Here is a 24,007-nt window from a genome sequence, read left to right as displayed (position 1 = left end):
CAAAATAGCAATCGTTTTGTATAATATGGAATAATATGAAGCAAAAGAATAGCTGTCATTCATGGCATGATCACACGGATACCGATATTTGTAATGAGCTTGCTACCTCCATAGACGAGGGGCTAACAATAGCCGAATCAAAAAATCGCCTTTTGAAATTGGGTTATAATGAATTGCCGTCTTTACCTCCCCGTTCGGTGTTTTCGAGACTTCTTTCCCAGTTAAATAACGCGTTAATTCTTGTATTATTGGCTGCAGCGATAGCTACTTTATTTTTAGGACACCTTACTGATTCAATAATAATTTTTAGCGTCATAGTAATTAACACATTCATTGGTTTTATCCAGGAAGGCAAAGCTGAAAAGGCAATTGCTGCCGTGCATGGCATGCTTTCACTCCATGCGACCGTTTTACGAGAAAATAAGCGAATGATTATTCCTGCAAGCGAGTTGGTGGCAGGTGATTTGGTGCTTTTGCAACCAGGAGATAAAATTCCTGCCGATCTTAAACTCGTACGTACTAAAAACCTGAAAATCAATGAAGCTCTCCTCACGGGAGAATCCAACACCGTTGAGAAGAAACCAGGTATATTGGCGTCTGATACCCCCATAGCGGAACAGACCAATCTGGCTTTTTCAGGAACGTTGGTTACCTCCGGTAAAGGAGAAGGGATCGTTATTGCTACAGGAATTCAAACGCAAATTGGCAAGATTAACCAGCTACTAACTCACGTACAACCCTTGATGACTCCCCTTATAAAGAAAATGTCCGTGTTTTCAAAACGATGCAGCGGATTTATTCTGGCTTTTGCTGGCCTTTTGTTTCTTATCGGTTATTTACTGCATCAATTTTCAGCCCGTGAAATGTTTATGGCTTCCGTTGGAATTATTGTAGCAGCTATCCCTGAAGGATTACCTGTTATATTGACAGTAGCTTTAGCAATTGGCGTTCAGCGCATGGCCAGCCGATATGCTATTATCCGAAAACTTCCTGCTGTGGAAACGTTAGGTTCGGTATCCATTATTTGCTCTGATAAAACGGGTACTTTGACTCGTAATGAGATGTCTGTCCAGAAAATTGGTTTGGCAACGAACGATCTGGATGTTACTGGCGATGGTTACAATTCAGAAGGTTATTTTTATTCTGAAAACAAGAAAGTGCTGCCTCAAGACAATCAGGATTTATTAATTTTAGGCACGGCGTGCGTGCTATGTAATGATGCTGAATTGGATTTTCAGGATAATGAGCCAAAATTACAAGGTGATCCCATGGAGGGGGCGTTACTTTCCTTTGCTGCCAAAGCAGGAATTTATCGGCATCAATTGGAAGACAGGTTCATGTTGAAGGATATGATTCCTTTTGATGCAGAACATCGGTTTATGGCTACCCTGCATCATCAGAAGAAATCCGCTTTTATTTATTTGAAGGGTGCTCCTGAAGCTGTTTTCAATTTTTGTTCTTCCCAACTTCATGATCAGAAGCATGACCCATTTGACCTTGATTACTGGCAGCAGAAAATTTCTGATTTAGCCCAACAGGGGTTACGTACGTTAGCAATTGCTTACAAACCTGTTTCAATTAACCACGAAAAGATAGAGTTTGCAGATGTGATGTCGGGTTTGATATTGATTGGTATCGTGGGCATTATAGACCCGCCACGAGAGGAGGCGATTCAAGCAGTAAAAGCATGTCAGGAAGCCGGGATTCGAGTCAAAATGATAACTGGCGATCATGCTATCACTGCGTTGGCTATTGCCAGACAATTAGGAATAGGTGATGGCCAACGTGTGTTAACCGGGAAAGAAATACAGGATCTTCGTGGCGAGAGTTTCGCCCAATCGATTGAACAGGTGGATGTTTTTGCACGCACCAGCCCGGAAGATAAATTACGATTAGTCAACGCATTGCAAGCCAAAGGTTATGTAGTTGCTATGACGGGAGATGGAGTCAACGATGCCCCTGCGCTTAAACGGGCTGACATTGGAGTAGCCATGGGACGTAAGGGTACAGAAGTGGCTAAGGAAGCGGCAGAAATGGTTATCATGGATGATAATTTTGCTTCTATCGTTGCGGCAATCAAGGAAGGACGAACTGTTTATGACAATTTAAAAAAAGCCATTTTATTTTTATTGCCCATTAATGGTGGAGAAACACTTATCCTGGCTATTGCTATTATAATAGGCTTTGACTTGCCAATTACGCCAGTACAAATTCTGTGGGTAAATATGACTTGCTCAGTGGCTCTGGGACTTGCATTGGCTTTTGAACCATCCGAACCACATATTATGAAACGAGCGCCGATTCCAGCTCATGAACCGCTGTTGTCGAAGTACCTTGTCTGGCGGATTATTTTTGTTTCCTTGCTCTTTGTAGCCAGTGTTTTCATCGTATTTTACTGGGGATTATGGCGAGGGGAAAGTCTTGAAACGACACGAACAATGACCGTAAATACACTGGTACTCCTGGAAATTTTTTACCTGTTCAGTTCAAGATACATACATGGTCCCTCTTTGACCTGGGAAGGCATTCAAGGGACCAAACCAATATTAGTTGCCATAGGGTTAGTTGCTTTCCTGCAGTTAAATTTTACCTACACGCCTTTTATGCAAGGAATTTTCAAAACGGAACCCCTCTCCCTTTGGCAGAACATTGGAGTTGGGGCAATGGGTATTTTTAGTTTTGTTATCCTGGAACTTGAAAAATTAACCACTTTATTCAGGAAATAAAAAATAAAGATTATTCCTTGACTAAGATGAACAATATCAGTGTGATAAAAAATACACTGGCTAACATCCATAAAAAACCAAAAAAAGGATCGGATGAGAGATAGCCCATTATCACTACGCTTAATGTGGCTATACTCATATTGATAAAGCTCATCATGGAAGAGGCGCTGGCTTTATCTTCAATCGCATTAGAAGCCATATAAGATCCGCCTGCAAACAGGTAAGAGCTAAAGCAATAAAACAAGCTGGTCGACATAAAAAACCACAGGACAGTCTGGCTATTGAGATACCACATAAGTCCTAAACTTAGTAATGCCAGACAAGAGCCCATATAGCCCATTGTAATGACACGATTTACTGGAAAACGCTGCATCAGCACGCGCGCAGATAAACCGCCAAGTAACATACCAACGATGTTGAGTGTATTCCAATAACCGTATTCGGCGGTTGATAAATGCAAATACTGATGAGCAATCTGAGGAGCGGCAGCGGAATAGCAATAGCCTACGGCAGAGCAAGCGCCCCAGATTGAAGAAAATACCAGCAATTTAAAGGAACATAATGCCTGACCATAATCACGAAGTGAGGCCAGTAAATGAAATGGTTTGGGTGTGCTTAAGGTTTCATCAAAAACACGCACACCAATTCGCATGAGAATTCCTTGCAGCAAAAGAAAAACAAAACAGCCTTGCCATTGCGCGTATTGAGTAATAATACCGCCTAACAGCACCGCAAAACCAATACCGAGTGCAAAAGACAAAATGGAATATGCCATGGCTGTTTTACGTTGCTCCTCGGGTAACCACTCATTAATCAACATAAAGGTGCATGTAAGTCCCGCGGCAGAACCTAACCCGGTGATAAATCGACCTGCTAACAATAATAGAAAATGAGGATAAACACTGGCAAATAAACAAAGTATTAAACCTGCAATGTTAATATTCAATCCCCATTGCAGCGCTTTCAAGCGACCATGGACATTGGCTAAAGGCCCATAAATTAATTGTCCTATTACATATCCTATTAAAAAAGTGGAGACGACCCATTCAACTGTACCTGTTCTTAAAGCAAAGAATTGTTCCATATCAGGTAATGCCGGCGTAATCATCGCCGCTGAAACTGACGCAATGGAAATATAACTTAGAAGCCAAATCATGGTAAATTTGGATTGAATGGTCATTGCTGATTTTTTCAGGGATACTGAATCGCTTGATAACATTGTAAATCCTCTGCGTTTAACGGAACAAATAGCTTGTTTCTCTCATTGAATGATGATACATAATTTCTGGTATTGAACCTGGTTATGTTGCCAGTAATTTAAAATCCTTTAAATGCCTGAACAGAGACTTTACCAAAAATTTGCATCGATTCACACATTAATGGGTTTCAGAAGGATCTAGACGTGAAATCAAGGTTAAAAATCTGATGGGATGAAAAAGTGTTTTTAACAAACACTCTCCAATCAATTGAACATTTTAATCCTTCAGTATGGATTAAATAAAAACTGTTTTTTCCATCCGCAGTTCGTGGACAAAGAAGAGATCCGGCATGAAGCAGGACACATTGTCCGCCATGATTTTTATTAATTAATTTTAGATTGGCATAATGTAGATGCCCAGTGCAAACTATATGAATAGGGCTTTCCTTTAAATAATTTAAAAAGGTTTCTGCATTATTCAGAGGCTGATGCATCCCGGAAAAATATTGAATATTATGATGAAAAAATACTATATTTAATTGTTCCTGGCTTGACGAAAAATGGTTTTTAATACGTCTCAATGCCCTACGATTTAATACCCCGTCTTTAATCTGATAAGGAGTGGCACTGTTAACACCGAGGATATTCACTTCTTTATTAGTAAAACCTGCATCAAGGAGGGGTGAAATAGAATCGGTGTAACGTTTGAACGGACATAAAAAACGGGAAAAAGGATTATAAAGAGGGATATCATGATTGCCCGGTACAATAAGCAGTAGTGCGGGTAAGCATTGCAAGAATTTTAATAATTGCTTATATTGCTCAGGTTTTGCTCTTTGGGTCAGATCTCCGGATATAATAATAATGTCTGGTTTCAATAAAGAAATATCTTCAAGAAAAGGCTCAATAATAGCAGGATTATGCAGACCAAAATGAAGGTCAGAAATGTGAATTATTCGCATGATGAATTTGTTAAAATGTTCAAAGAGAGAGGCAAAGTCTGATAATATAAAGGAGTTTTTACCTTGATCGTCTCTCCATCCAGAGATATTGTAATTTCTTTCTCCTTTTTAAAATGAATTTCAATGGGATATTTTGATTGATTTATTTCAAAGATATTTTTATTATCCAATAAATTTTTTATTATTTTAAATAATTGTATTTTACTCTGTTTAAAATAATAAAGACCAAGTAATGCTTTTTGAAAACTTTCTCTTTTAACAGTTGCAGGAAACTCATAAGAATAGACATTATTACTGACCATTACAAAGGAAGTGTATAAAGATAGATTCATATTTTTACTTTTTATGGTGAGTGGAAAAGATTTATACCTTTTAAGGCTTTCAATAAACGCGGGAATATAACTTAACCATTTATTATAGATTTTATTATATTGATCGCGTTTGGCCGCAAATTTGGGATAAAAACCAATAGATGAATTGTTGATGAAAATAAAGTCGTTAACTTTAGCCACGTCAATAGTAAGGGTACAAGGTTTTTTCAAACTGGCAATTATTTCTTTAACGCTTCCGGGTAAGTTCATTTCCTTGGCAAAATGATTAAGAGTTCCCAGAGGAAGCACGCCCAGGACCACAGGTTTGTGGATACAATAATGAGCAGCGGTACGTACCGTTCCATCTCCTCCACCCATTACAATAATTTTAAATTGATGAATACATTGTTGTATCGTCGCCACTAAATCCTCTGGTGTTGTTTTATAGAGGACATAAGAAATACCTGCCTTATTGAATGCTTCCAGGTAAGTGTCGGCTTGCGCGTAATTTTTAGCCTTGTTATTTATAATAACCGCAATGGCCATGCATCTGTTCTCCTTTACTGGGGTATGGAAAGAAGCAAGATGTTTGTGACGCTTTAGCAATAATTATAGAACAAAATTGCAGTATTACATTATTGTGGATGGATATTGAAAATGAGTTGAATACCGTTTTTTGTACTTAATCAGGAACATTCCAATCCACACAGAGTAGTGGATTGGAAATTTTTCATCGTTGCCTTCATGCGTGGCGTCATTGAATGGATGGCATGCATAATAAATTTCGAAATCTGGCCTCTTAAAATTTATCATCAGATTCTGATTTTTCTGGTTTTATAGTTTCTGATTCATCAATGTTGCCATAAATTTCCTGCTTTAATTTTTGCATGTAACCGGACATAAAAAAAAGCTCGGCGGTTAGAAACAAGGGAGCAATCAATAGTTGGCAAAGATTACCCATTAAGGCGGGTCGCTTATTTTCAAGGAAGTGACCTATGAGTTGTAAAGTCCAACCCAGTATAAAGGTCCAGATAAAAACCCACAGCGCTGAGGATGTAGGTCCTGCATGGCTGACAAGATGAGCAAGCCATAGCAAAATACCCAATATGGGTGTAATGACTAAAGCTAAAAACCAATTGAGATAAAAATAATAAACAAGAAGAAGAATAGTCAGAATGCAAGCCAGAGTAAGATCCATTACTCCAGGAATAACCAAATGTACGAATGCGAAAAAAATCATCAGGGAAAAAACAATTAAAGGTACTCCAATTAAATGCATGTAACGGGTTATCGGCTTCTGATGGTAGACCGCATAAAATTGTGCTTGCTCAATAAATGACTTCATTAATTTTCCTTAAAGAAGATTTAAATTAAAAAGTAACATAGAGCAGATAGATGTCAACAGATCACATTCTGATTAGGCAATTGTTTGTTAACTTGTTAAACGCTGGATACCAAGCCAACTTGCCATACCTGCGAAAACCATTAATAGTGAGCCAGTGATGTGAATAGCAATTGCACCTAATGACCAGGCGAAACGGTCTTGTCGTATAAGTTCCATTACCTCTGCAGCAAAGGTTGAAAACGTGGTGAGTCCGCCACAAAAACCCGTAATAATAAAGAGACGCCATTGCGTTGAAATAGTAGGTATAGCAGCAAAATAAGCAATGGCAAGACCAACGACGTAGGCACCGATAAGATTCGCGCCTAGTGTGCCTGGAGGCACGAGTGGAAATAAATGATTAAACCTGGTACCTAGTTGCCAGCGGAGTAATGCTCCCAAAGCAGCTCCCGCCGTAATAGATACAAGCGATTTCCACATAAGCCCTGTCTCTGAATTAAAATTAAAGTTATAGCATGAATAACACGATACACCCTAATCTGGTAAAAAATTCTATATTGTTTATACAAAAATTACTTTATTGATTCTTTTTGATTAAATTGTTAACATATTGGCTTTGTATATACAGGATGAATCATGATTGGTTTTAAAAATTGGCTAATGATTGTTATGTTATTGACAGTAAGTCTGGCAAGCGTTGCCGGAGAAATCAGCCTGCGCGATAAAATCGGCCAAATGTTAATAATAGGTTTTGAAGGCAAGCATGTGGACAAAAACTCCCCTATTATTAAAGCTATTAATGAGAATAATATCGGTGGTGTTATTTTATTTGATTATAATTACCGGACAAACACCTTTGACAAAAATATTGCAAATCCAGAGCAATTAAAAAAATTAAATCAGGATTTGCAATCGGCTAATACCGCTGCCAATAAAAAATATCATCGACCACAATTACCCTTATTAATTTCTATTGATCATGAGGGTGGAGCAGTGAATCGGTTAAAAGAGAGCGATGGTTTTCCAGCCACTATTTCTGCTGCTGAAACCGGTAAAATGAATACCAATCAGGCAGAGCAAATCGCTGAGTCCATGAGTAAAACCTTGGAAGATGCTGGTTTTAATTTGAACTTTGCTCCTGCTTTAGATGTTGACACTAATCCGACAAACCCCATTATCAGCCAATTAGGACGTAGTTTTTCTGCCAAACCGAGTGAAGTGGCCAGGTTTGCCGGTATTTATTCCCGCCATTTTTTGCACCATGCGGTTCAGTGTGCCTATAAACATTTTCCTGGACATGGCAGTGCTAAAACAGATTCTCATTTGACTTTTGTTGATGTGACTGATAGTTGGCAAGCGTTGGAGTTAGAGCCGTATAAACAGTTATTAGGGAGAGAGGATAGTTGCGGGATGGTGATGACAGCACATATTGTTAACCGTTTACTGGATGAATCAGGTTTACCTGCTACGTTATCCCATAAAATGTTGACCGAACTTTTACGCGAGCGGTTACAATTTGAGGGTGTAATTATTACTGATGATATGCAAATGAAAGCGATTAGCGAACATTTTAGTCTGGAGCAGGCGTTAACGCTGGCGATAAATGCAGGTGCTGATATGTTTATTTTTGGTAATCAATTAACTGATAAAATTCAGGACCCGAAAGAAGTTATTGATCTTATTGAAGCAAAGGTAAAATCAGGCGAGATTAACCCATCCCGCATTGACAAGGCTTACGAGCATATTACAGCCTTTAAAAATTCTATTCAGAGAAACCACAGAAGTTAACCTGTTATTATCTAAATCTTGATTCGTCTTCTAAAAGTCGATAACAAAAAAGCGCGGATCATAACGATAGCAAAACCACCTGAATTTCTTATCGTTTTGCATAATGCTGATCCGCAGTAAATCAAGGCTGCTCAATTCGGGACGCTGTTCCAGAAAACAGACTCTGTTTTCTCCACCGACATAAACATAATGATAACGATCAATGGGTACGTAATCAGCAGGAAAGCTGTAGTAATTTTGTTCCGCTATTAAAGGAACTGGTTTTTGCCGGATGAGAAATTGATCCGCAAAGGCTGTTAAGCTAACAATAATCAAAAAAAATGTTGCTAACTTAATTATCATGATCTTCATCGCTATAACCTCCAGTCCCTGAAGTAAATTCTTAATAGTGAAGAACAGACAACGTTATTGATTAGAATTTAGTATAGCAAATCATTCAGGCTAATTGACTATGACGAAAACAGGACTGCAAATGATCATTAACCATGCCTGTTGCCTGCATCAATGCATAGCAAGTAGTGGGACCCATAAAAGCAAAACCATCTTTTTTTAATTGCTTCGCCATGGTGATAGATGCAGGGCTGACGGAGGGAATATCGGCAAGAACCCGGGGATTGTTTTGCACAACCTGATTCCGGGTGAATTGCCAGAAATAATCAGTAATATTTTCCCTTGCAGCAACATGCAGGAAGCTTTTTGCATTGGTTTGGACCGCCTTGATTTTTAAGCGATTACGTATAATTTTTTCATTATTTAATAATTGTGCCAAATCAGTATCAGTCATCAGAGCCAGTTTTTCAGCAGAAAAATTGAAAAACGCCTCGCGCATTGCCTCTCTTTTTCTTAAGACGGTTAACCAACTTAAGCCGGCTTGCATACTTTCCAGAATAAGCATCTCAAATAACTGTTGCGGATCTTTTACAGGTACCCCCCATTCTTCATCATGATAAGTAATATAGAGCGGTTCTTTGGTACACCATGCACAGCGTTGCATAAACAATAACCTTAATGAAGTTGATTCAAACGGCTGGTATTCGGTGGCATATTTTATGCAATTCGTTCCAGCATAATTTATATTTTATCCAGCAAAGTATATTAATATGGACTTGTTAAGAAAAAAAGTCATTACTGAATCGGCGGATAATGAGAGAGGTTTGGCTCAATGTTTATCTGCGTTTGATTTGGTTTTTCTGGGCATCGGTGCTGTCATTGGCGCAGGTGTTTTTGTATTAACAGGGATTATTGCAGCAACTCAAACGGGTCCTGCTATTGTTTTATCTTATATTATTGCTGGTTTGGCTTGTGCGTTTTCGGCTTTATCCTATGCCGAACTGGCCTCCACAGTAGGTGGTTGCGGTAGTGCTTATGGCTATGCTTATGCCGGGTTTGGGGAAATTATTGCCTGGATTGTGGGTTGGGATTTATTATTGGAATATGCAATTTCTGTCTCTGCTGTTGCAGTGGGATGGAGTAGCTATTTTAACGATTTTTTGCTGGTACTTCAATTAAAGCTGCCGTTGGCATTGAGTTCTGGTCCTTCAGCCGGTGGTTTTTTCAATCTGTCAGCATTTTCAATTATTGTGCTGTTGACCGTATTGTTAGCATGGGGTGTTAAATCCAGCTCTCGTTTTAATACGTTCATGGTACTGGTGAAATTATTGGTGATTGCAATTTTTATCATTATAGCAATTACTGTCGTACAACCCAAAAATTGGTTTCCCTTCATGCCTTTTGGTTGGCATGGCGTAGTGCAAGGGGCTTCTTTAATCTTTTTTGCTTATATCGGTTTTGATGCAGTTTCCACTGCAACGGAAGAAGCAATTGATCCGCAACGTGATATACCGATTGGTATTATTGGTTCTTTAAGCTTTTGTACTATCTTATATATTATTGTTTCGGGTTTATTAACAGGCATAGCGCCTTATAATACGCTCAATGTCTCTTCACCAATAAGCTATGCGTTATTAATGCTGGGTTATAAATTGGCGGCAGCTTTAATTAGTGTAGGTGCAATAGCGGGATTAACTACGGTTATGCTTGTTTTATTTTATGGTCTAACCCGTATTTTTCTTGCGATATCCCGAGATGGGTTACTTCCTTGTTTTTTTGCCGTAATCAATCATTATACCCAGACACCTTTACGTATTATTGTGAGCTGTGGGCTAGTCATAGCGCTTGTTTCAGGCATGGTGCCCATTGATGAACTAGCGGAATTAGTTAATATTGGTACTCTTTTTGCCTTTATTACAGTCTGTATTGGCGTCATCGTACTGCATTATTCTCATCCTGAATTACCACGGCCTTTTAAGACCCCATTAATGCCAGTGATTCCAGTTTTGGGTACTTTAAGCTGTGTCTATCTTATTTTTCATTTACCTGGAATTACTATGGTACGATTTTTGATTTGGATGTTGGCCGGGATAGGTGTTTACTGGTTTTATGGACGCTTCCATAGTGTACTGAACAAGTAGAATTATCCTTTGCCAAGAGCTAATTTAAATGATAATCATCATAATGATTGCTGCTACTATGCCAGCCCCGGGAATAGTCAGGAGCCAAGCCAGAAAAATACGTTTCATAACAGACCAGTGGGTTTCTTTAAGGCCATTCATTAGTCCTACTCCGCCAATTGCACCAGTGACTGTATGAGTTGTTGAAACAGGAATACCATAATCAGTGGCGGCAAAAATAATGAGTGCGGCCCCCGTTTCGGCAGCGCAACCACGAATAGGGTTGAGCTCTGTAATTTTATTGCCCATAACATGCACAATACGCCAACCGCCTGCCAATGTTCCCATACTGATGATGAAATGACAGGAGATGACTACCCAAAAAGGAATGTAAAAAGTATCTCCTAGCCAGGTGGTGGAAAATAATAAAACAGCGATGATACCCATTGTTTTTTGAGCGTCATTACCCCCATGGGTTAAACTTAGTAACGCTGATGAAATGAGCTGGAAGCCTTTTGAGAAGGTGTGAACTGTTTGATCAGAATGGTTTTTAAACAAAAATCCAAATAGTAAAACAAGCAGAAATCCACTTATTAATCCTGCGAAAGGGGATATAAAAATCCCTGTTGCTACTTTGATAAATCCCATTGGTTTTAGAGCAGTGAGGCCACTTTTTGCCAAAGCAGCGCCTGTAAGCCCTCCAATCAATGCATGGGAAGAACTTGAAGGTAGCCCATAGTACCATGTTAATAAGTTCCAGAAAATGGCGCCAATTAAAGCAGAAAAAAGCAAGGAGGTATTAATAATTGAAGTATCAATAAGATCATTACCAATGGTTTTTGCCACCATCAGGTTAAAAACCATAAACGCAATAAAATTAAAGAAAGCGGCCCAAATAACAGCCTGGCGGGGTGTTAATACACCCGTAGTTACTATTGTGGCGATTGAATTGGCTGCATCATGGAAGCCATTAATAAATTCAAAGACAAAAGCGATTAAAATAACCAGTATAATGAATAGAGTACCTGATTCCATTTTTGTCCTTAAGCCTGCTGTGCTTTAATTCTTACTTGCCTGATTCTGGCTCCTTGCATACGTTCAATTGTGGCTGAAAAACCGGGAAAGATGACTGTTTCCCCTTCTTTCGGCAGAGAGCCTAGCTGATGCAAGATTAAACCAGCCACAGTCGTTACCTCTTCTTCTTCGTTGATAGTTAACATTAACTCACGTTGTAAGGCTTGTTCAAGTGCATACAAAGAACAATCGCCTTTGACCGTAATGCTGCCGTCACCATGCACTACCCAGGCGTCTTGCGTTTTGTGAAACTCGTCTTTAATTACGCCGATAACCAGATGCAATAAATTATCCAACGTTACAAAACCAATGATGGCTCCCCGACGTCCATAGACAAGAGCAAAATGAGACATCCCTTCTTGAAATTGCCTCAATAATGCTAAAGCAGGTAATCGGTAAGAAATTTTAGGTACCGGTCTTATTAGTTGTTCCAGCGATAATGTGTTTTTAGCATGAGTTTCAAGCATATGAGGCAGTAGATCTTTGACATGTAAAATACCAATAATTTGCTTTTTAGTGGTATCGTAAACAGGATAACGACTATAACGATAATGATATAAAGTTTCGATAAGTACTTCCCTGGTGGTGGGGTTATTTAACATGACCATATCATCATAAGAGCGCATGATATCGATTACGCAAAGATCACCTAATTCCAAAGTCTGCGCAAGAATGTTACTTTCCTGTTGCGTCAATTCTCCGTGTAACTGACTTGAGCGTAAAATTAATTTGATTTCTTCGCTGGAATGAAATTGCTCACCAGCATGAACAACATCCCACCCCAAACTCTTTAATAGTAAATTAGAGCAGGAATTGAGTAACCAGATAACAGGATACATCAGCCAATAAAAAAAATACAAAGGGGGTGCTGTCCACAAGGAGATTTGTTCACTCTGGCGAATGGCCAGGGATTTGGGCATCAGTTCACCGACTACAATATGTAAAAAGGAGAGGAGTGAAAAAGCAAAAATAAAACTAATAAACTCAAGTACGGTTGGTTTTACTAAACCTAACCCATGGAAAAGTGGTGCAAGGGCATTAGCAAAAGCTGGTTCGCCAATCCAGCCTAAACCTAAAGAGGCTAAAGTGATACCCAATTGGCAGGCCGACAAATAGGCGTCCAGGTGTTGATGAACTTTAGCCAGGATGCTTCCACGCCAAGGGTATTCCTTCCTGATCAGTGCGACTCGTGTATGGCGTAATCGCACCATACCGAATTCTGCCGCAACGAAAAAAGCGTTTAGCAAAACAAGCCCCAGACCGATAAGAATCAGGAAGAAATTAGTCATTGTTAAAGATAATAGCTAGAGTGAGTCATTATTTTAGCTGCTTTTTGCATTAACTGTTTTAAGAAAAAGGGTAGTTCTGCAGCACCAGCGTCCTTTGCCATGGTAGCATGGTGGATTTCATCTTCATGCATTTGCGCAATAATAGTTTGGCTTTTCTCATCCTGGATTGGAAGTTTTGCTAAATGTGTTTGTAAATGATGAGCAACCTGTCGTTCCGTTTCTGCAACAAAACCTAAACTCCAGCGATCGCCTGCGAGACCCGCTACAGCACCAATCAGAAAGGAACCTAAATACCAGAATGGATTTAAAAGACTGGGTTGGCTGTCTAATTCTTTTAAACGATCCTCACACCAGCTTAAATGGTCAATTTCTTCATCAGCAGCTTCTGCCATTTGTTTTTTAATGTTTGGATTTTGAGCAGTTAATGCCTGGGCTTGATAAAGCGCCTGTGCACAGACTTCTCCCGAGTGATTAACTCGCATTAAACCTGCGACATGACGTGTTTCTTGTCTGTTTAGAGAGGGATTCGGTAATTTATTACCGGGTGATTCGCGTTTGGAACTGCGTTGCGCAGGTGGGACTAGTGTGCGCAGGATAGAATCCACATTGTAAATAAAGTTTTCAATAATACCTGGACGATTGTGCATGACTGCCTCGATTATAAATCATGAATCAATAATGTTAGCCTGATTCTATGTCGGATTGAATCTTTCCATGATCATTATTCCACACATTTGACTTGCTATTATAAGCTTTATCGAATGAGTGTTCCTATTGGTCATTAGAATTGGTCACTTCAATAATAACCGTTAAGGCTGTGGAATTGTGTCCAACAATAGTTACAGGCGTTGTTTCTGTGCTGGTTCCCGCTGTGAATTCGATTGAACAGGAGGAAGAGGCAGCCAAATCAGGGAAACAATTGTTTGAGGTCACGGAAATCAGGCTGGAAGGCGGAATAAGGGTTTCTATAAATGTTGCTGCATTAATAGACGAATTGTTTTGTACCGTTATTGTTCCTGTTCCATTAACAGGAATACGTATAGCTTGAGGAGAAGCGCCCAATCCTACATCGGTTACCGTTACAGTGTTTGCTGTAGTATTGCTACCCTGAAGGGTAACAAGCGTTGCCGAAACAGGTGCGTTTGAGCTAAAGGTTATCGTGCAAAATGCCGGAAACGGAGGAAGAGAGACAGGACAGGTACTATTTGCAGTAATAGTAGAGCCAGCGGGAGGAACTGCTTCTATATTAAGTGCGGGTGAAGATGATAAATTAACTACAATAACAGATTGACCTAACCCCACCGTGGAAAGAGATGTGCCAATTACTACAGAGGAGGCTGAGGTACTTACATTAACCCTGTTGGTATCCTCTTCATAAATTGAAGACAGAGTTGCTGTCAAGACAGTATTTGTTGAATTAGTATTTGATCCTTGAATGGGCACGGTAAGGCTTCCTGCCGTAACGGCATTAAAGGTGATTGTACACACACCACCGGGTGACAACAGAGCAGGACAATTATTGGAGGCTATAGAAAAATTGGCTCCTGGAGGAAGAATCGCTGTCACATTTGCAGCATAGGCATCTGCACTGGCATTATAAACCTGCACGGCGCCGCCATTTCCCGCTATAAATGAAACGGCAGGCGTTACACTAATGGCAGGTGCAACAGAAGTCATTGAAATGGTAAGCGGGTTAGTGTTTTTCCCTTGAATAATTGCTGTTCCAGTGCTACCAGAAGTAGTGGTGTTAAAGGTTATCGCACAGCTAGCGCCAGGCATCAACAAAATCGGACAGGTATTACCACTTATAAAAAAATTAGCGCCAGAAATGATATTAACGCCAATATTCTCTGCTACAGCATTATTATTTGTATTGGTAATAATAATGGATCCGCCTGCATTGATGCTGAGAGCAAGTGTTGTAGAAGAGCTTGAAATAGTAATGGGTATAACACCCCCCAGCCTTACTTCAAGCCTGTCTGCAAAGCTTGCTTGAGAGCAGAGAAAAGGATCGGGCCGATTATCTCCTGTCCCCATGGTTTTACAAATGGTTGGAGAGGTATGCAGGTCACCGATCATAAGATTGCCTATTAATTGCAGGGATAATAAACAGGATTGGCCGGGAGCCAGGGTAAATGGAGAGGTACAGATGCCTGTTCCCGTCAGTTGATTGACTCCTGCAATGGGGGTCATGGTCAGGGTACGTATTGCGTTGGTATTATTAGTGACCCAATATTGTGCCAATGCAACCCCATTAGCCGGTATCATGGCTAATGGCCGCAATACCGGGACTATGCTAAATTTAGGCAGGGCTGCCTGCGCTGTTAACGGTGTAAAAAGCAGCGATAATAAAAGAAGCCATAATCGGGTAGAGATAATCGTCTTTTTCAAAATCCTGATCCTTGGAGTAAGCCGTTTAAGTCAATATTTTATGTATGTAAGGTATATAGTTTTCCGTTTTCTGGCAAGATTAAAATTTAATGTCGGGTGCTATTGACGTGTTGATTAATATCTGTTTAATGGATTGGATGAAGAACTCTGAAATAGTGTCATCTCCAGATGTGGCTTAATAGCGATACCCCTCGACCTATTAAGCCATTGTCATATGAACCCAGCTTAATTAAGCTTGGGTAGATTGTCCGAATGTATTATATTTTCTATGTTGTCGGCTACTTTGGCCCCTTTTGTTTTCCAAAAAGCATTATTGCCCTTGTAAATTGAATCGAGATTTAACGCACGTACAATTTTTCTAAAAAACTGGTGGAATGAAGAGCGAGGTTCTTCAAGATTTTTTTTCTTTTCATGAATTAAATCGGAAATTTTTTTGAATTTATGATCAATGGAATCCGTTTTGTTATCAATAACCGCCATAAAGCTTTTTACTATGGATATTTTTTCTTTAATTTTTTCAAGTTGGCGAGGACTCGCATTTTTCTTTTCATTGTTTAAATCATTTAAATAATCGTTGCATATTCTTCCCACTTCACTAACTCTTTTTTCCAATATTGCTTTTTTTGCCCTGATAAAAAAGTCGATCTTTTCTGCATTTGTTAAAATTTCTTTGATTAATTCTTTTTCTTCTTCTGAAGTATTGGTAGATAAAGTTGGTTTAAGAGCATGTTTAATTAGACGGGTTTTTGCTTTTAATTTTTCAGATTCATATGCATTCAGTAAACCAGAATTTTCGAGAACTTTCATTAATTCTACATTTCTTACTATTTCTTTGGGACTGGAATTGTTAAATACTTCTTTTAACTCATTTTTTTCTAGTAATTCTATTAATTTTATTTCCTTGTAAGCCTGCTCTATTTTAGCTTTTTTATCAGGTTCTTTGTCAGAAATTTTAAGTTCATTTATGAGTTCAATATTAGCGTTTTTACTTATAAATTTGTATTTTTTTATTGAATTTACGGCGTCTATTTTTAAATCATATAATAGGTTGGTAATATCTTTAATTAACTCAATTTTATTTTCTAACACATTGTTATCAAATCTTTGTGAAAGTATTGAGTGAAGTAGCTCTTTTTGATCAGGTTTTGTTTTTTTTTGGTTGGTTTTTGTTTTTTCTTGATCAGCAAAATTAGGGTTAGTTTTAGTTTGATGAGATTCCAGGTATGTCACATATTTTTCACATGATTCTATGAGATTTCTATATTCCTGAGAAAGGGTCATAATGCGCCTCATAAAGCTGTTACTGATAATTTTATAATAGCCTTTTATTATTAAGGGATTATTAAATAAACTAAAAGTTTAATAATAAACCATCATGGGCGGGGAAAATGATTTCTATCGATGAAAAATTTGTACATTTTAAGGATATTTACCACTTTAATCTGGGCAATAATAATCAGCTAATCTTACGCAGCAGTGATTAATTGATTGATCATAAAAACACGGTTAACTTAATGAGAGTTTATCAAGATTTAGCTGTTCGAAAACATATTCCTGCTCCCAAGACAATTAGCTTTGCTTGACAATTAAGCCTATCTAGACTCTTTATTACATAGATTTAACAAATGAAATAGCGTTTTTTACATAATGAAGCTTCCTAGATTAAATTTATTAATTTTACATTCTAATTTATTCGCTATCGCATCCACTCACTTATTGTTCATAAAAACTGAAGCCTTAATAGAGCAGGTGTTTAGTTGACGTCAATTAATTCAATTTATTCTTAATAATTGTAGAATTTTGTTAACTCATATTGTTAGCTATAAATTTTCACCATTTTTATCTACAGTTATAAAAGACCCCGTCTCCACTTGTTCAGGGTTTACTTTCTTTCCCGTTTCTTTGAGATCAGCCTCAAAAATAAACCAATTAATTTTTGAGGCAGGAATATCTATTGCATAGGCAAACACAGACGGATCCTCTTCACTTTGCGATATACCGCGCACAATCCCTTTTTTACCTAAAATAGAGCGCAAAGCACGCTTATTAGATATCACTTCAACAACATCATAAAGTTCAAATTTATTTTTTTTATTTCTCATGTTAATTTCCTTAATGTGTGATGTGGCCAAATGGAGAAACATTGATGTATGGCCCGTCATTTAACTTTCTTACAAATGGGCCGAATTGTGCTTCAAGTTTGGCAAAGTAATTTTCTCCAGCTCGTGATAGTCTCACATCCCATTCGAAATCGTGGCCTTTTGTTCTTGTTGGTCCTTTTACCCATTCGTTACCAAAACGATCAATATATCCACCATGGTTTCCACGAGGTAAAGGAACTTTGGGATCATATCCTTCTGGTGGTATATACCGCACCTTTCCTTCATTAGGTAATCCTAGTGCAGATAGTCTAGTTTTAGTGGACCACACTTTAGCTGCACCGATACTGCCTGGTGGAAAAAGAGGGGGCGTATTCCCACTATCCCCTCCATTACCACTAGAAGTTCCTCCGCTCCCTTGTCCATTTCTATTGCCATCAGGAGTTCTTTTGCTATTCTTTAATAGCATAGGGCTGTCTGCCAAGGAAGTCCGATGTATGATCGTTTTTGCAGCAGATGCTGCTTTTATTAATACACCAGGAGCTACAAATGTCGTAATAGCTCGTGCAGCCATTTGGTACTGTTCTGCCTGATTGGCTTGTGAAAATGTTGTTACGCTTTGCTGAACCTGTTGAAACCGGTTTTGCATGTTCATAACAGCATCCTCATATATGCCACGGTTATTTTTTATCACTCGGCATACTTCACTTAAGGCAGCGGCTTCATCCGGATTACAAAATTGTTGTATGGTTGCTAGAGGTGGAAAATGTGCCACAGCAATGACGAGTGCATCTGCTGCAAGATGCGCCGTCGGCTTTAGAACATTATCAATGGGATGAACAAACATATTGAGAATATCGTCCAATCCTTGTAATGTACCCTTGAAAACAGCGGTGGTATTGTGTACCACATTGGATAATGTCATTCGAGCCACCTCTTGAAAAGCAGATCCCGTGGCACGCCATGAGAGCAATGAGGTTTTAGTTGTTTCAGGTGCTTGTTCAAGTTTACCCATCGTAAATTTCTGTAATTCAAGTTGATAATTACTGGCAAGATTGAATTGGCCTATACCTATTTTGTTTAGAGCAAGTTGTAATTCTGCCATGCGGATTGCTTGCTCTAAACCTTGCTTCGCAAGCATGATGTTCAGATTTAATGAATTAAAATTACAGTTAATGTTGTTTAGTGTTCTTTTAGCATTCCAAATATCCCATTCACTAGAAACGAAAGTAAGTTTTCTAGACTCCTCATCTAATTTCTCAACCGCTTTAAAACTTGGGATTGCATTAACTCCACCATAAACATATCTATCATTGCATTTGGAAAAAATAGCTGGGACCCGAAATTCTGTATTGGATGAAGCATCCATTTTCTCACTTTTTCCTAATTTAATTCGTGAAAAACTTGCTTCAAGTCTATTTCCATCTGCGATCGCCTCTCTTAAAGATTCTTTAGCTTCTTCAACGTAAGCTTCAAGTTGCCCCTCCATGTTATTGATTAAAGCAGACTTCAAATTATCTACATGTTGTTTTGCTTTTATTGATATATTATTTTCCAGATCATATCTTGCAGCATCCACCTCTTCTTTGGCCTTCAAGTATAAATCACCGGATAATTCTTTTTTGCGTTGCTCAAGAGCAAAGGCAACTTGGCTTTCAACAAAGGCATTTGTATCGCCTTGGGAAAAACTATCGATAGCCTCTTGATAAGCCAACTCTGCAAAGTAAGGTTTTAAATAGGCATAATCCGGGCACTGTTGTTTTTCTTTGGGCTTTGAGTATATTGTTTTTAATACGTCGGTCATAATTTTAGTTTGCGTCTCGACTTCTTGCGTCAGTAATTGCTCCCAGATTTTTTGTCCAATGTGGGTTTTTATGGCAGTATTTGTGGTCGCTTTGAGTTCTTGAAATATCATTTCCATTTGCGCCAGAGCTAAATGCTCTGGATTACCATTTAATAGAGCCTCCACAGCAGTCTCAACACGTTCTATTTCTCCGCCAAACTGACTGAGAATTGTTGGAGATTCGGATAAAATTTGCATAACCCATTTCATTTTCTGCTGTTGTCGAACCTGAGTCACAAGTTGGTTAAATTTAATCAACTGACTTTGTTTTGAAAAATCTCTATCTAAAAGATTGTCGATTTGTGTAAGATACTGCGTTTCAAACTGACTCCAATTAGGAATATTACGTTGATTTATTTGAATTTGCTGTTGACGAATTTCTGCTCTTCTTTTGTTGTAAAAAACAATAAATACAGGATCATCCGTTGCATAACTAGATTTAGTAATGGATTGATCTAAAATTTGCAGGGTATCGGACGATAATTGCTTCAGCAATTCTCTTTTTGTTTCAGCTAGAACACGTTGCTTAAGCGTTTCTAGAAAGGATGTTGCTTCAGGACTATTTTCTTCATTCGCAAGTATTCTTGAAACTTCATATTCTGCCTGCATCCGTACCATTGGTGAGATATCTCCCCGTAAAAATTTAACGGTCGCCTCATTATATGAAGTAACACCCATGGCTTCCTTGAAAAACACTAGATTTTCTAAAAGCCTATTTTTTGCATTGGCTTTTATCTTATGAAGGATTGCTTCTTCTATCGTAGTAAATTCTTTATTTGGATTCAAAAATAACTCCAGATTTTTCTGAAGGGTCTCTATTGATGCATTTTTATCTTCTGCTTTTATTTGTTCAAAAACAGTTTGTCGAATTCTATCACAGTGTTGTTTAAAATCTGGATGCGTTAGTGTCCAATGCAGACGAGGCTCTTCTTCATAAATTTTTTTACCGAGAGCTTGATACATCTTAAGGAAATGAGCACGCGTATGTTGATACTCTTCTCCTTGCTTACTTTCTAAAGCGACTCGCTTTCTTTCTAACATCTTGACGCTGTCCTCTATCAAGCGCTCCCAGTGGGCATCATCTTTTACTAACCTTGTTAGTAAATCTATGCGTTTAGCTAAATAATCATCCCAATTGATTTCATTCCATTCTTTACGTTTCTTCGCTTTTTCCTGTTGCCAATGTTCTGCATTGTCCAATTGATGTTTATGTACTACTAAGCCTCGTTTATTGCGCAATCGCTTTTCTTGTAATTCTTGAATAGCTCCTGAAATGGTATAAAACGCTTTCAGTTGATTGAATATAGGGAGTTGTTCTGCAATTTTTCCATAATACTTGGTAAATGCTGATGCAAAGCGCGCTTCTCGTGATTTATCATTTAAATCGATCGGTGCATCCACTAAATGACCCTGCGCATCAAGTGTTAATAATTGTTTTTTTATTGTTACTTCAGGATCTCCATAGCGCACCAAAATACAATAACCCCGTTCTTTTTCTACACGCGGGATAGCCCCCATTTGAATCCAGAAGCGCGTAGCATGAGATTTAAAATCCTCATCATTTGCAGTTTTTTCAGGACACGCTAAAAGCTCTTCTTGAATCGATTTGTCTAATCCTTCAAATAAAGCATCTATGGGGCGCGTATTGTAAGGTGGTCGAGCATTGATTTCAGTCCCTTGAGAAATCATCTTCATGATATAGTCTGTAGCAAACAAACTTCTTAAATACTCGGTGTCTTTTAAGCTTTGTGGAGAAAAACGTACAATTTGGAGCGGATCATATTGTCGGTAAACGCTATTTGCATCTAAACTAAAAATAGCACGTCCAACTCCTCCTTCAATAAGAGCGAGCAGATCATCATGTGTAAATAATCGTTCTTCCGGTTTATCTCCTGGCATCCAGCGTGTTAACATGAGCTGTATGTCCCCAGTTTTGGGATTAAGCGAGTAACCTTCAAATGATTTATAGATAATAAGATTCATGCTGTCAGGATTATCCGGATAGTTCAAAGGCCCAGTCATCCAGAAACCATTATCATCTTGAGGCATTGATACGTAAGGAGCATTCATTAATTGATCAAGCTCCAATAACGATGTTTTGCTTTGTTCTAATAACAGCTTCATGGTTAAAAGCCGTAGCTCGTTGAGCTGATGTTTTGAAAGCTGATCTGATTTTAGTGCTTTTTGATAAACGTAATAATATAGTTCTGCATCGTCTGCACTAACGATGTCTTGTTGAGTACGATTTTGTTGCCTGGTATCGAATCGCTCAAGCAATTGTTCTTGTAACGTCATATAGCAACGTTGACGCGGTAATTGATCCAATAAGTGCGTGTGTGTGCTATAAATTGGGAAATAGGATATAAGATAAAGAGCTCTGTCCATAGCGCCCTCCATGCTTTCTATGGGTGACCCACCATGGACAGTATAGAACTCATACTGAGCCGGAGAAATTCTTTCATGAGGATTTTGCATATGAGCTGCAATTGTTTGAACATCTCTTTTACTCATGGTGCTTTGTTCATAGCGAAGCTCCGAGAGGTATTTAGGAACATGTATCATGACGTAGAGTGCATATGAAACAGGTGATTTGATGGCCACCTGAATTGCTATTTGATACATTCGAAGTGACAAGGCTTCAAGGGCCATTTGTTGCGCAGGATCATCAATCTTGTGAGTAGCCATTTGCCAACAAAGCCCAGCCAGCATTATCGCATTTACTTTAACTGCCAGTATAGGGACTGTTGCATAGAGATCAAAAAAGAAACTCGCGTGCTCACAATACTGATCCATTGTTAGATCCTGCCCAAGTTTCTTTATGCGCTCATCTGCATACAATAAAGTTTGGCCTAAGCCCGTGTATTTTTTCTTCAACTCTGGTGAGACAGCGTTAAAACGGATAGCAATTTGAGCGAATTTTTCTGGGGTAACATTAGGCGATGTGTCATGCCAATAGTGACTAACAATACTTGCCAGAGTTATTTTATAGTATTTGCTTTCAATTAAATCTAAAAAACGCTCGTTAAATTTTTGTGATCGAAGCCTTTTTTGATGTTCATCAAGTTCTCTTATTCGCTTTTCAAGGGGCTCTACCAATTTTAATTGCGCGGTATGAGCATCACGAGCATTATTCATTGAGGTTTGGGTAATAGCATATTGCTCTTCAGCTTTGACTAATGCCTGGTGAAGCGTGTATTGTGTATTTTCGAACTGTTCAAATTGAGCTTCTTTATCTTCCATGGTCTGCTCTGAAGTGGCAAAGACTACTTTATTTGTTTGAATTTCCTTTTCTAATACGGCAAGTGTTTCACGCAAACGTAAGACCTTAACGTGGAACTCATCACAAGCTTTAGCTTCAGCGGTAAATCGTTCTTGAGCCGATTTAACTCTGTCCATTTGCTGTCGATACTCATCTTGTGCTTTTAATTCAATTTGCGCTAAAAGCTCTGCTTGACGTTCAATGGCTTTATATTGTTCTAAGGCAGCATCGTATAAAGCATGTACTGCGTTTAATGCTTCTTGATAATCCTTTTTTAAATCTTTTACCGAAATAAATCTTAAAATAGCGCGATAAAATTTGTTTGCAGAAGTATTCTTACTTATTTCAATTTCCAAACTTGTTTGAAATGTTACAAGATTTAATCCATAGTATTTTCCCTTCAGAAAATCTAATAATCCTATCAATGCCAACTCAGGTGTTAGGTTTAACTTTGTCTCAATAGGAAGTGGCTCACCAAACCAGCGTTGCTTTGCGTCAATCAAGGCAAATACATCTGAGTATGATTCATCGATATCCTTGTCTTGCTCATTTTGTCGCGTTAGAACATACAGATTTTGATAATACAAAGGAGAAAAATGGCGATTGGCTAGAGGAATAGCGGTTTTCAACACCGCTGCTCGATCCTCTTGTTTTACTTTTTTAAGGGGATGTTGTTGGTATCCTTCTTCATACACTTTTTTTAAGCAAGCCCAATTTGCAGACGGACGCTCTAAATCTTGTGGTACTGGCAAAGGATTTAAGGTTCTTGATTCACCACCTTCACGATTATAGGCTTCACGTTTTTCCGGATCTGATAAAACTTGATAGGCTGACTGAAGGCTTTGAAAAGCAAATGTTGCCTTCTGTTTTTCATCTTCAGTCCCTCCCTTTTGAGCAACTTTATCGGGATGCAATTCCAGGCTAAGCTTCTTGTAACCCCAGTAATGGGTTTTTCTATGCGCAATTTGCAAGCAATTTAATTGCAGACAGCTTTAATGGCTCAATGGCATAAGCAGCTAAAGCAGCCACTAAATGAGTCATTGCATTTATAATGGAGCGATGGCGTGTATGCCAAACTTGATAACAATGTTTTAAATGACCAATCACGGTTTCAATGATACCACGCTGGTTAAGCAACTGTTTTTCATAACTGGATAAGTCGAGTTTATCCTTCATATTTTTACGTTTTCTAGTGATTAGTTTTAGTCCACCATTAATCAGTTCTTCAAATATTTTTTTACCGATATAGCCCTTATCGCCAAAGGCAAGACCCTT

General features: G+C 38.6%; 18 protein-coding genes. 3 read left to right on the top strand and 15 right to left on the bottom strand.

The features are described from left to right. Window positions 1-35 precede the first annotated feature (35 nt). Entirely contained in the window at window positions 36-2,726 is a 2,691-nt protein-coding gene (locus T345_RS0108610; RefSeq protein WP_028389003.1) for an HAD-IC family P-type ATPase, read from the top strand. Between the two features lie 10 nt (window positions 2,727-2,736). Here the strand turns inward: T345_RS0108610 and T345_RS0108605 are convergent, their stop codons facing one another. The 5 genes from T345_RS0108605 to crcB all read right to left on the bottom strand — a co-directional run bounded on the left by T345_RS0108605 (window position 2,737) and on the right by crcB (window position 7,019). Further along, a complete protein-coding gene (locus T345_RS0108605) occupies window positions 2,737-3,945 on the bottom strand; it encodes an MFS transporter (protein WP_242604601.1) in 1,209 nt (402 codons plus the stop codon). Window positions 3,946-4,112: 167 nt separating this feature from the next. Then, window positions 4,113-4,886, bottom strand: coding sequence for a metallophosphoesterase family protein (locus T345_RS13905; protein ID WP_035918585.1), 774 nt, complete (start codon window positions 4,884-4,886; stop codon window positions 4,113-4,115). Continuing rightward, window positions 4,877-5,743: a diacylglycerol/lipid kinase family protein gene (locus tag T345_RS0108595; protein WP_028389001.1), complete on the bottom strand. Its 867-nt coding sequence runs from the start codon at window positions 5,741-5,743 to the stop codon at window positions 4,877-4,879. The genes T345_RS13905 and T345_RS0108595 overlap by 10 nt, the downstream gene beginning before the upstream one ends. Window positions 5,744-5,996: 253 nt before the next feature. Continuing rightward, the gene (locus tag T345_RS0108590; protein ID WP_028389000.1) at window positions 5,997-6,542 is read right to left on the bottom strand and encodes an Mpo1 family 2-hydroxy fatty acid dioxygenase; all 546 of its coding nucleotides are present in this window, start codon (window positions 6,540-6,542) and stop codon (window positions 5,997-5,999) included. Window positions 6,543-6,629: 87 nt separating this feature from the next. Beyond that, the gene (crcB, locus tag T345_RS0108585; RefSeq protein ID WP_028388999.1) at window positions 6,630-7,019 is read right to left on the bottom strand and encodes a fluoride efflux transporter CrcB; all 390 of its coding nucleotides are present in this window, start codon (window positions 7,017-7,019) and stop codon (window positions 6,630-6,632) included. A gap of 156 nt (window positions 7,020-7,175) precedes the next feature. Between crcB and T345_RS0108580 the strand changes: the two genes are divergently transcribed. Beyond that, window positions 7,176-8,327 carry a glycoside hydrolase family 3 protein gene (locus T345_RS0108580; protein WP_028388998.1) on the top strand — a complete coding sequence of 384 codons (1,152 nt, stop codon included), beginning with the start codon at window positions 7,176-7,178 and terminating at the stop codon, window positions 8,325-8,327. A 30-nt stretch (window positions 8,328-8,357) separates the two neighbouring features. On the opposite strand, the gene T345_RS0108575 is transcribed toward T345_RS0108580, so the two are convergent. Together T345_RS0108575 and T345_RS0108570 are read right to left on the bottom strand one after the other, a co-directional pair. Then, on the bottom strand, window positions 8,358-8,678 hold the full coding sequence (locus T345_RS0108575; RefSeq protein WP_028388997.1) for a hypothetical protein: 321 nt from the start codon (window positions 8,676-8,678) through the stop codon (window positions 8,358-8,360). A gap of 85 nt (window positions 8,679-8,763) precedes the next feature. Then, window positions 8,764-9,321, bottom strand: a complete 558-nt coding sequence (locus T345_RS0108570) for a DNA-3-methyladenine glycosylase I (protein ID WP_028388996.1) — start codon at window positions 9,319-9,321, stop codon at window positions 8,764-8,766. Window positions 9,322-9,427: 106 nt separating this feature from the next. Between T345_RS0108570 and T345_RS0108565 the strand changes: the two genes are divergently transcribed. Next, window positions 9,428-10,798 (top strand): amino acid permease, encoded by a 1,371-nt coding sequence (locus T345_RS0108565; protein ID WP_028388995.1) that lies wholly within the window; start codon window positions 9,428-9,430, stop codon window positions 10,796-10,798. A 24-nt stretch (window positions 10,799-10,822) separates the two neighbouring features. Here the strand turns inward: T345_RS0108565 and T345_RS0108560 are convergent, their stop codons facing one another. From T345_RS0108560 to T345_RS0108525, 8 genes are all read right to left on the bottom strand, one after another. Next, a complete protein-coding gene (locus T345_RS0108560; protein ID WP_028388994.1) occupies window positions 10,823-11,812 on the bottom strand; it encodes an inorganic phosphate transporter in 990 nt (329 codons plus the stop codon). Window positions 11,813-11,820: 8 nt separating this feature from the next. After that, window positions 11,821-13,140 carry a hemolysin family protein gene (locus T345_RS0108555; protein WP_028388993.1) on the bottom strand — a complete coding sequence of 440 codons (1,320 nt, stop codon included), beginning with the start codon at window positions 13,138-13,140 and terminating at the stop codon, window positions 11,821-11,823. Between the two features lie 2 nt (window positions 13,141-13,142). Further along, entirely contained in the window at window positions 13,143-13,787 is a 645-nt protein-coding gene (coq7, locus tag T345_RS0108550) for a 2-polyprenyl-3-methyl-6-methoxy-1,4-benzoquinone monooxygenase (RefSeq protein ID WP_028388992.1), read from the bottom strand. Between the two features lie 124 nt (window positions 13,788-13,911). After that, window positions 13,912-15,531, bottom strand: coding sequence for a hypothetical protein (locus T345_RS0108545; protein WP_028388991.1), 1,620 nt, complete (start codon window positions 15,529-15,531; stop codon window positions 13,912-13,914). Window positions 15,532-15,756: 225 nt separating this feature from the next. Continuing rightward, on the bottom strand, window positions 15,757-16,812 hold the full coding sequence (locus T345_RS0108540) for a hypothetical protein (RefSeq protein WP_028388990.1): 1,056 nt from the start codon (window positions 16,810-16,812) through the stop codon (window positions 15,757-15,759). A gap of 539 nt (window positions 16,813-17,351) precedes the next feature. Beyond that, the gene (locus T345_RS0108535; RefSeq protein WP_028388989.1) at window positions 17,352-17,633 is read right to left on the bottom strand and encodes an Imm31 family immunity protein; all 282 of its coding nucleotides are present in this window, start codon (window positions 17,631-17,633) and stop codon (window positions 17,352-17,354) included. Between the two features lie 10 nt (window positions 17,634-17,643). Beyond that, entirely contained in the window at window positions 17,644-23,703 is a 6,060-nt protein-coding gene (locus T345_RS0108530) for a polymorphic toxin type 17 domain-containing protein (protein WP_028388988.1), read from the bottom strand. Then, on the bottom strand, window positions 23,687-24,007 hold a 321-nt coding region (locus T345_RS0108525), incomplete at its 5' end, for a transposase (protein ID WP_028388437.1). The genes T345_RS0108525 and T345_RS0108530, both read right to left, overlap by 17 nt.

Origin of the sequence: Legionella fairfieldensis ATCC 49588, assembly GCF_000621525.1 — a bacterium.
Taxonomy (GTDB): Bacteria; Pseudomonadota; Gammaproteobacteria; order Legionellales; family Legionellaceae; genus Tatlockia; species Tatlockia fairfieldensis.
This window is presented reverse-complemented; position numbering and strand designations above follow the sequence as displayed.

What these genes read in the sequence shown, in the direction of transcription:
- T345_RS0108570 (WP_028388996.1), bottom strand. Translation starts at nt 9,321, where the DNA reads ATGCAACGCTGTGCATGGTGTACCAAAGAACCGCTCTATATTACTTAT.
- T345_RS0108605 (WP_242604601.1), bottom strand. Translation starts at nt 3,945, where the DNA reads ATGTTATCAAGCGATTCAGTATCCCTGAAAAAATCAGCAATGACCATT.
- T345_RS0108560 (WP_028388994.1), bottom strand. Translation starts at nt 11,812, where the DNA reads ATGGAATCAGGTACTCTATTCATTATACTGGTTATTTTAATCGCTTTT.
- crcB (WP_028388999.1), bottom strand. Translation starts at nt 7,019, where the DNA reads ATGTGGAAATCGCTTGTATCTATTACGGCGGGAGCTGCTTTGGGAGCA.
- T345_RS0108565 (WP_028388995.1), top strand. Translation starts at nt 9,428, where the DNA reads ATGGACTTGTTAAGAAAAAAAGTCATTACTGAATCGGCGGATAATGAG.
- T345_RS0108575 (WP_028388997.1), bottom strand. Translation starts at nt 8,678, where the DNA reads ATGAAGATCATGATAATTAAGTTAGCAACATTTTTTTTGATTATTGTT.
- T345_RS0108535 (WP_028388989.1), bottom strand. Translation starts at nt 17,633, where the DNA reads ATGAGAAATAAAAAAAATAAATTTGAACTTTATGATGTTGTTGAAGTG.
- T345_RS13905 (WP_035918585.1), bottom strand. Translation starts at nt 4,886, where the DNA reads ATGCGAATAATTCACATTTCTGACCTTCATTTTGGTCTGCATAATCCT.
- T345_RS0108580 (WP_028388998.1), top strand. Translation starts at nt 7,176, where the DNA reads ATGATTGGTTTTAAAAATTGGCTAATGATTGTTATGTTATTGACAGTA.
- T345_RS0108590 (WP_028389000.1), bottom strand. Translation starts at nt 6,542, where the DNA reads ATGAAGTCATTTATTGAGCAAGCACAATTTTATGCGGTCTACCATCAG.
- T345_RS0108610 (WP_028389003.1), top strand. Translation starts at nt 36, where the DNA reads ATGAAGCAAAAGAATAGCTGTCATTCATGGCATGATCACACGGATACC.
- T345_RS0108595 (WP_028389001.1), bottom strand. Translation starts at nt 5,743, where the DNA reads ATGGCCATTGCGGTTATTATAAATAACAAGGCTAAAAATTACGCGCAA.
- T345_RS0108555 (WP_028388993.1), bottom strand. Translation starts at nt 13,140, where the DNA reads ATGACTAATTTCTTCCTGATTCTTATCGGTCTGGGGCTTGTTTTGCTA.
- T345_RS0108540 (WP_028388990.1), bottom strand. Translation starts at nt 16,812, where the DNA reads ATGACCCTTTCTCAGGAATATAGAAATCTCATAGAATCATGTGAAAAA.
- coq7 (WP_028388992.1), bottom strand. Translation starts at nt 13,787, where the DNA reads ATGCACAATCGTCCAGGTATTATTGAAAACTTTATTTACAATGTGGAT.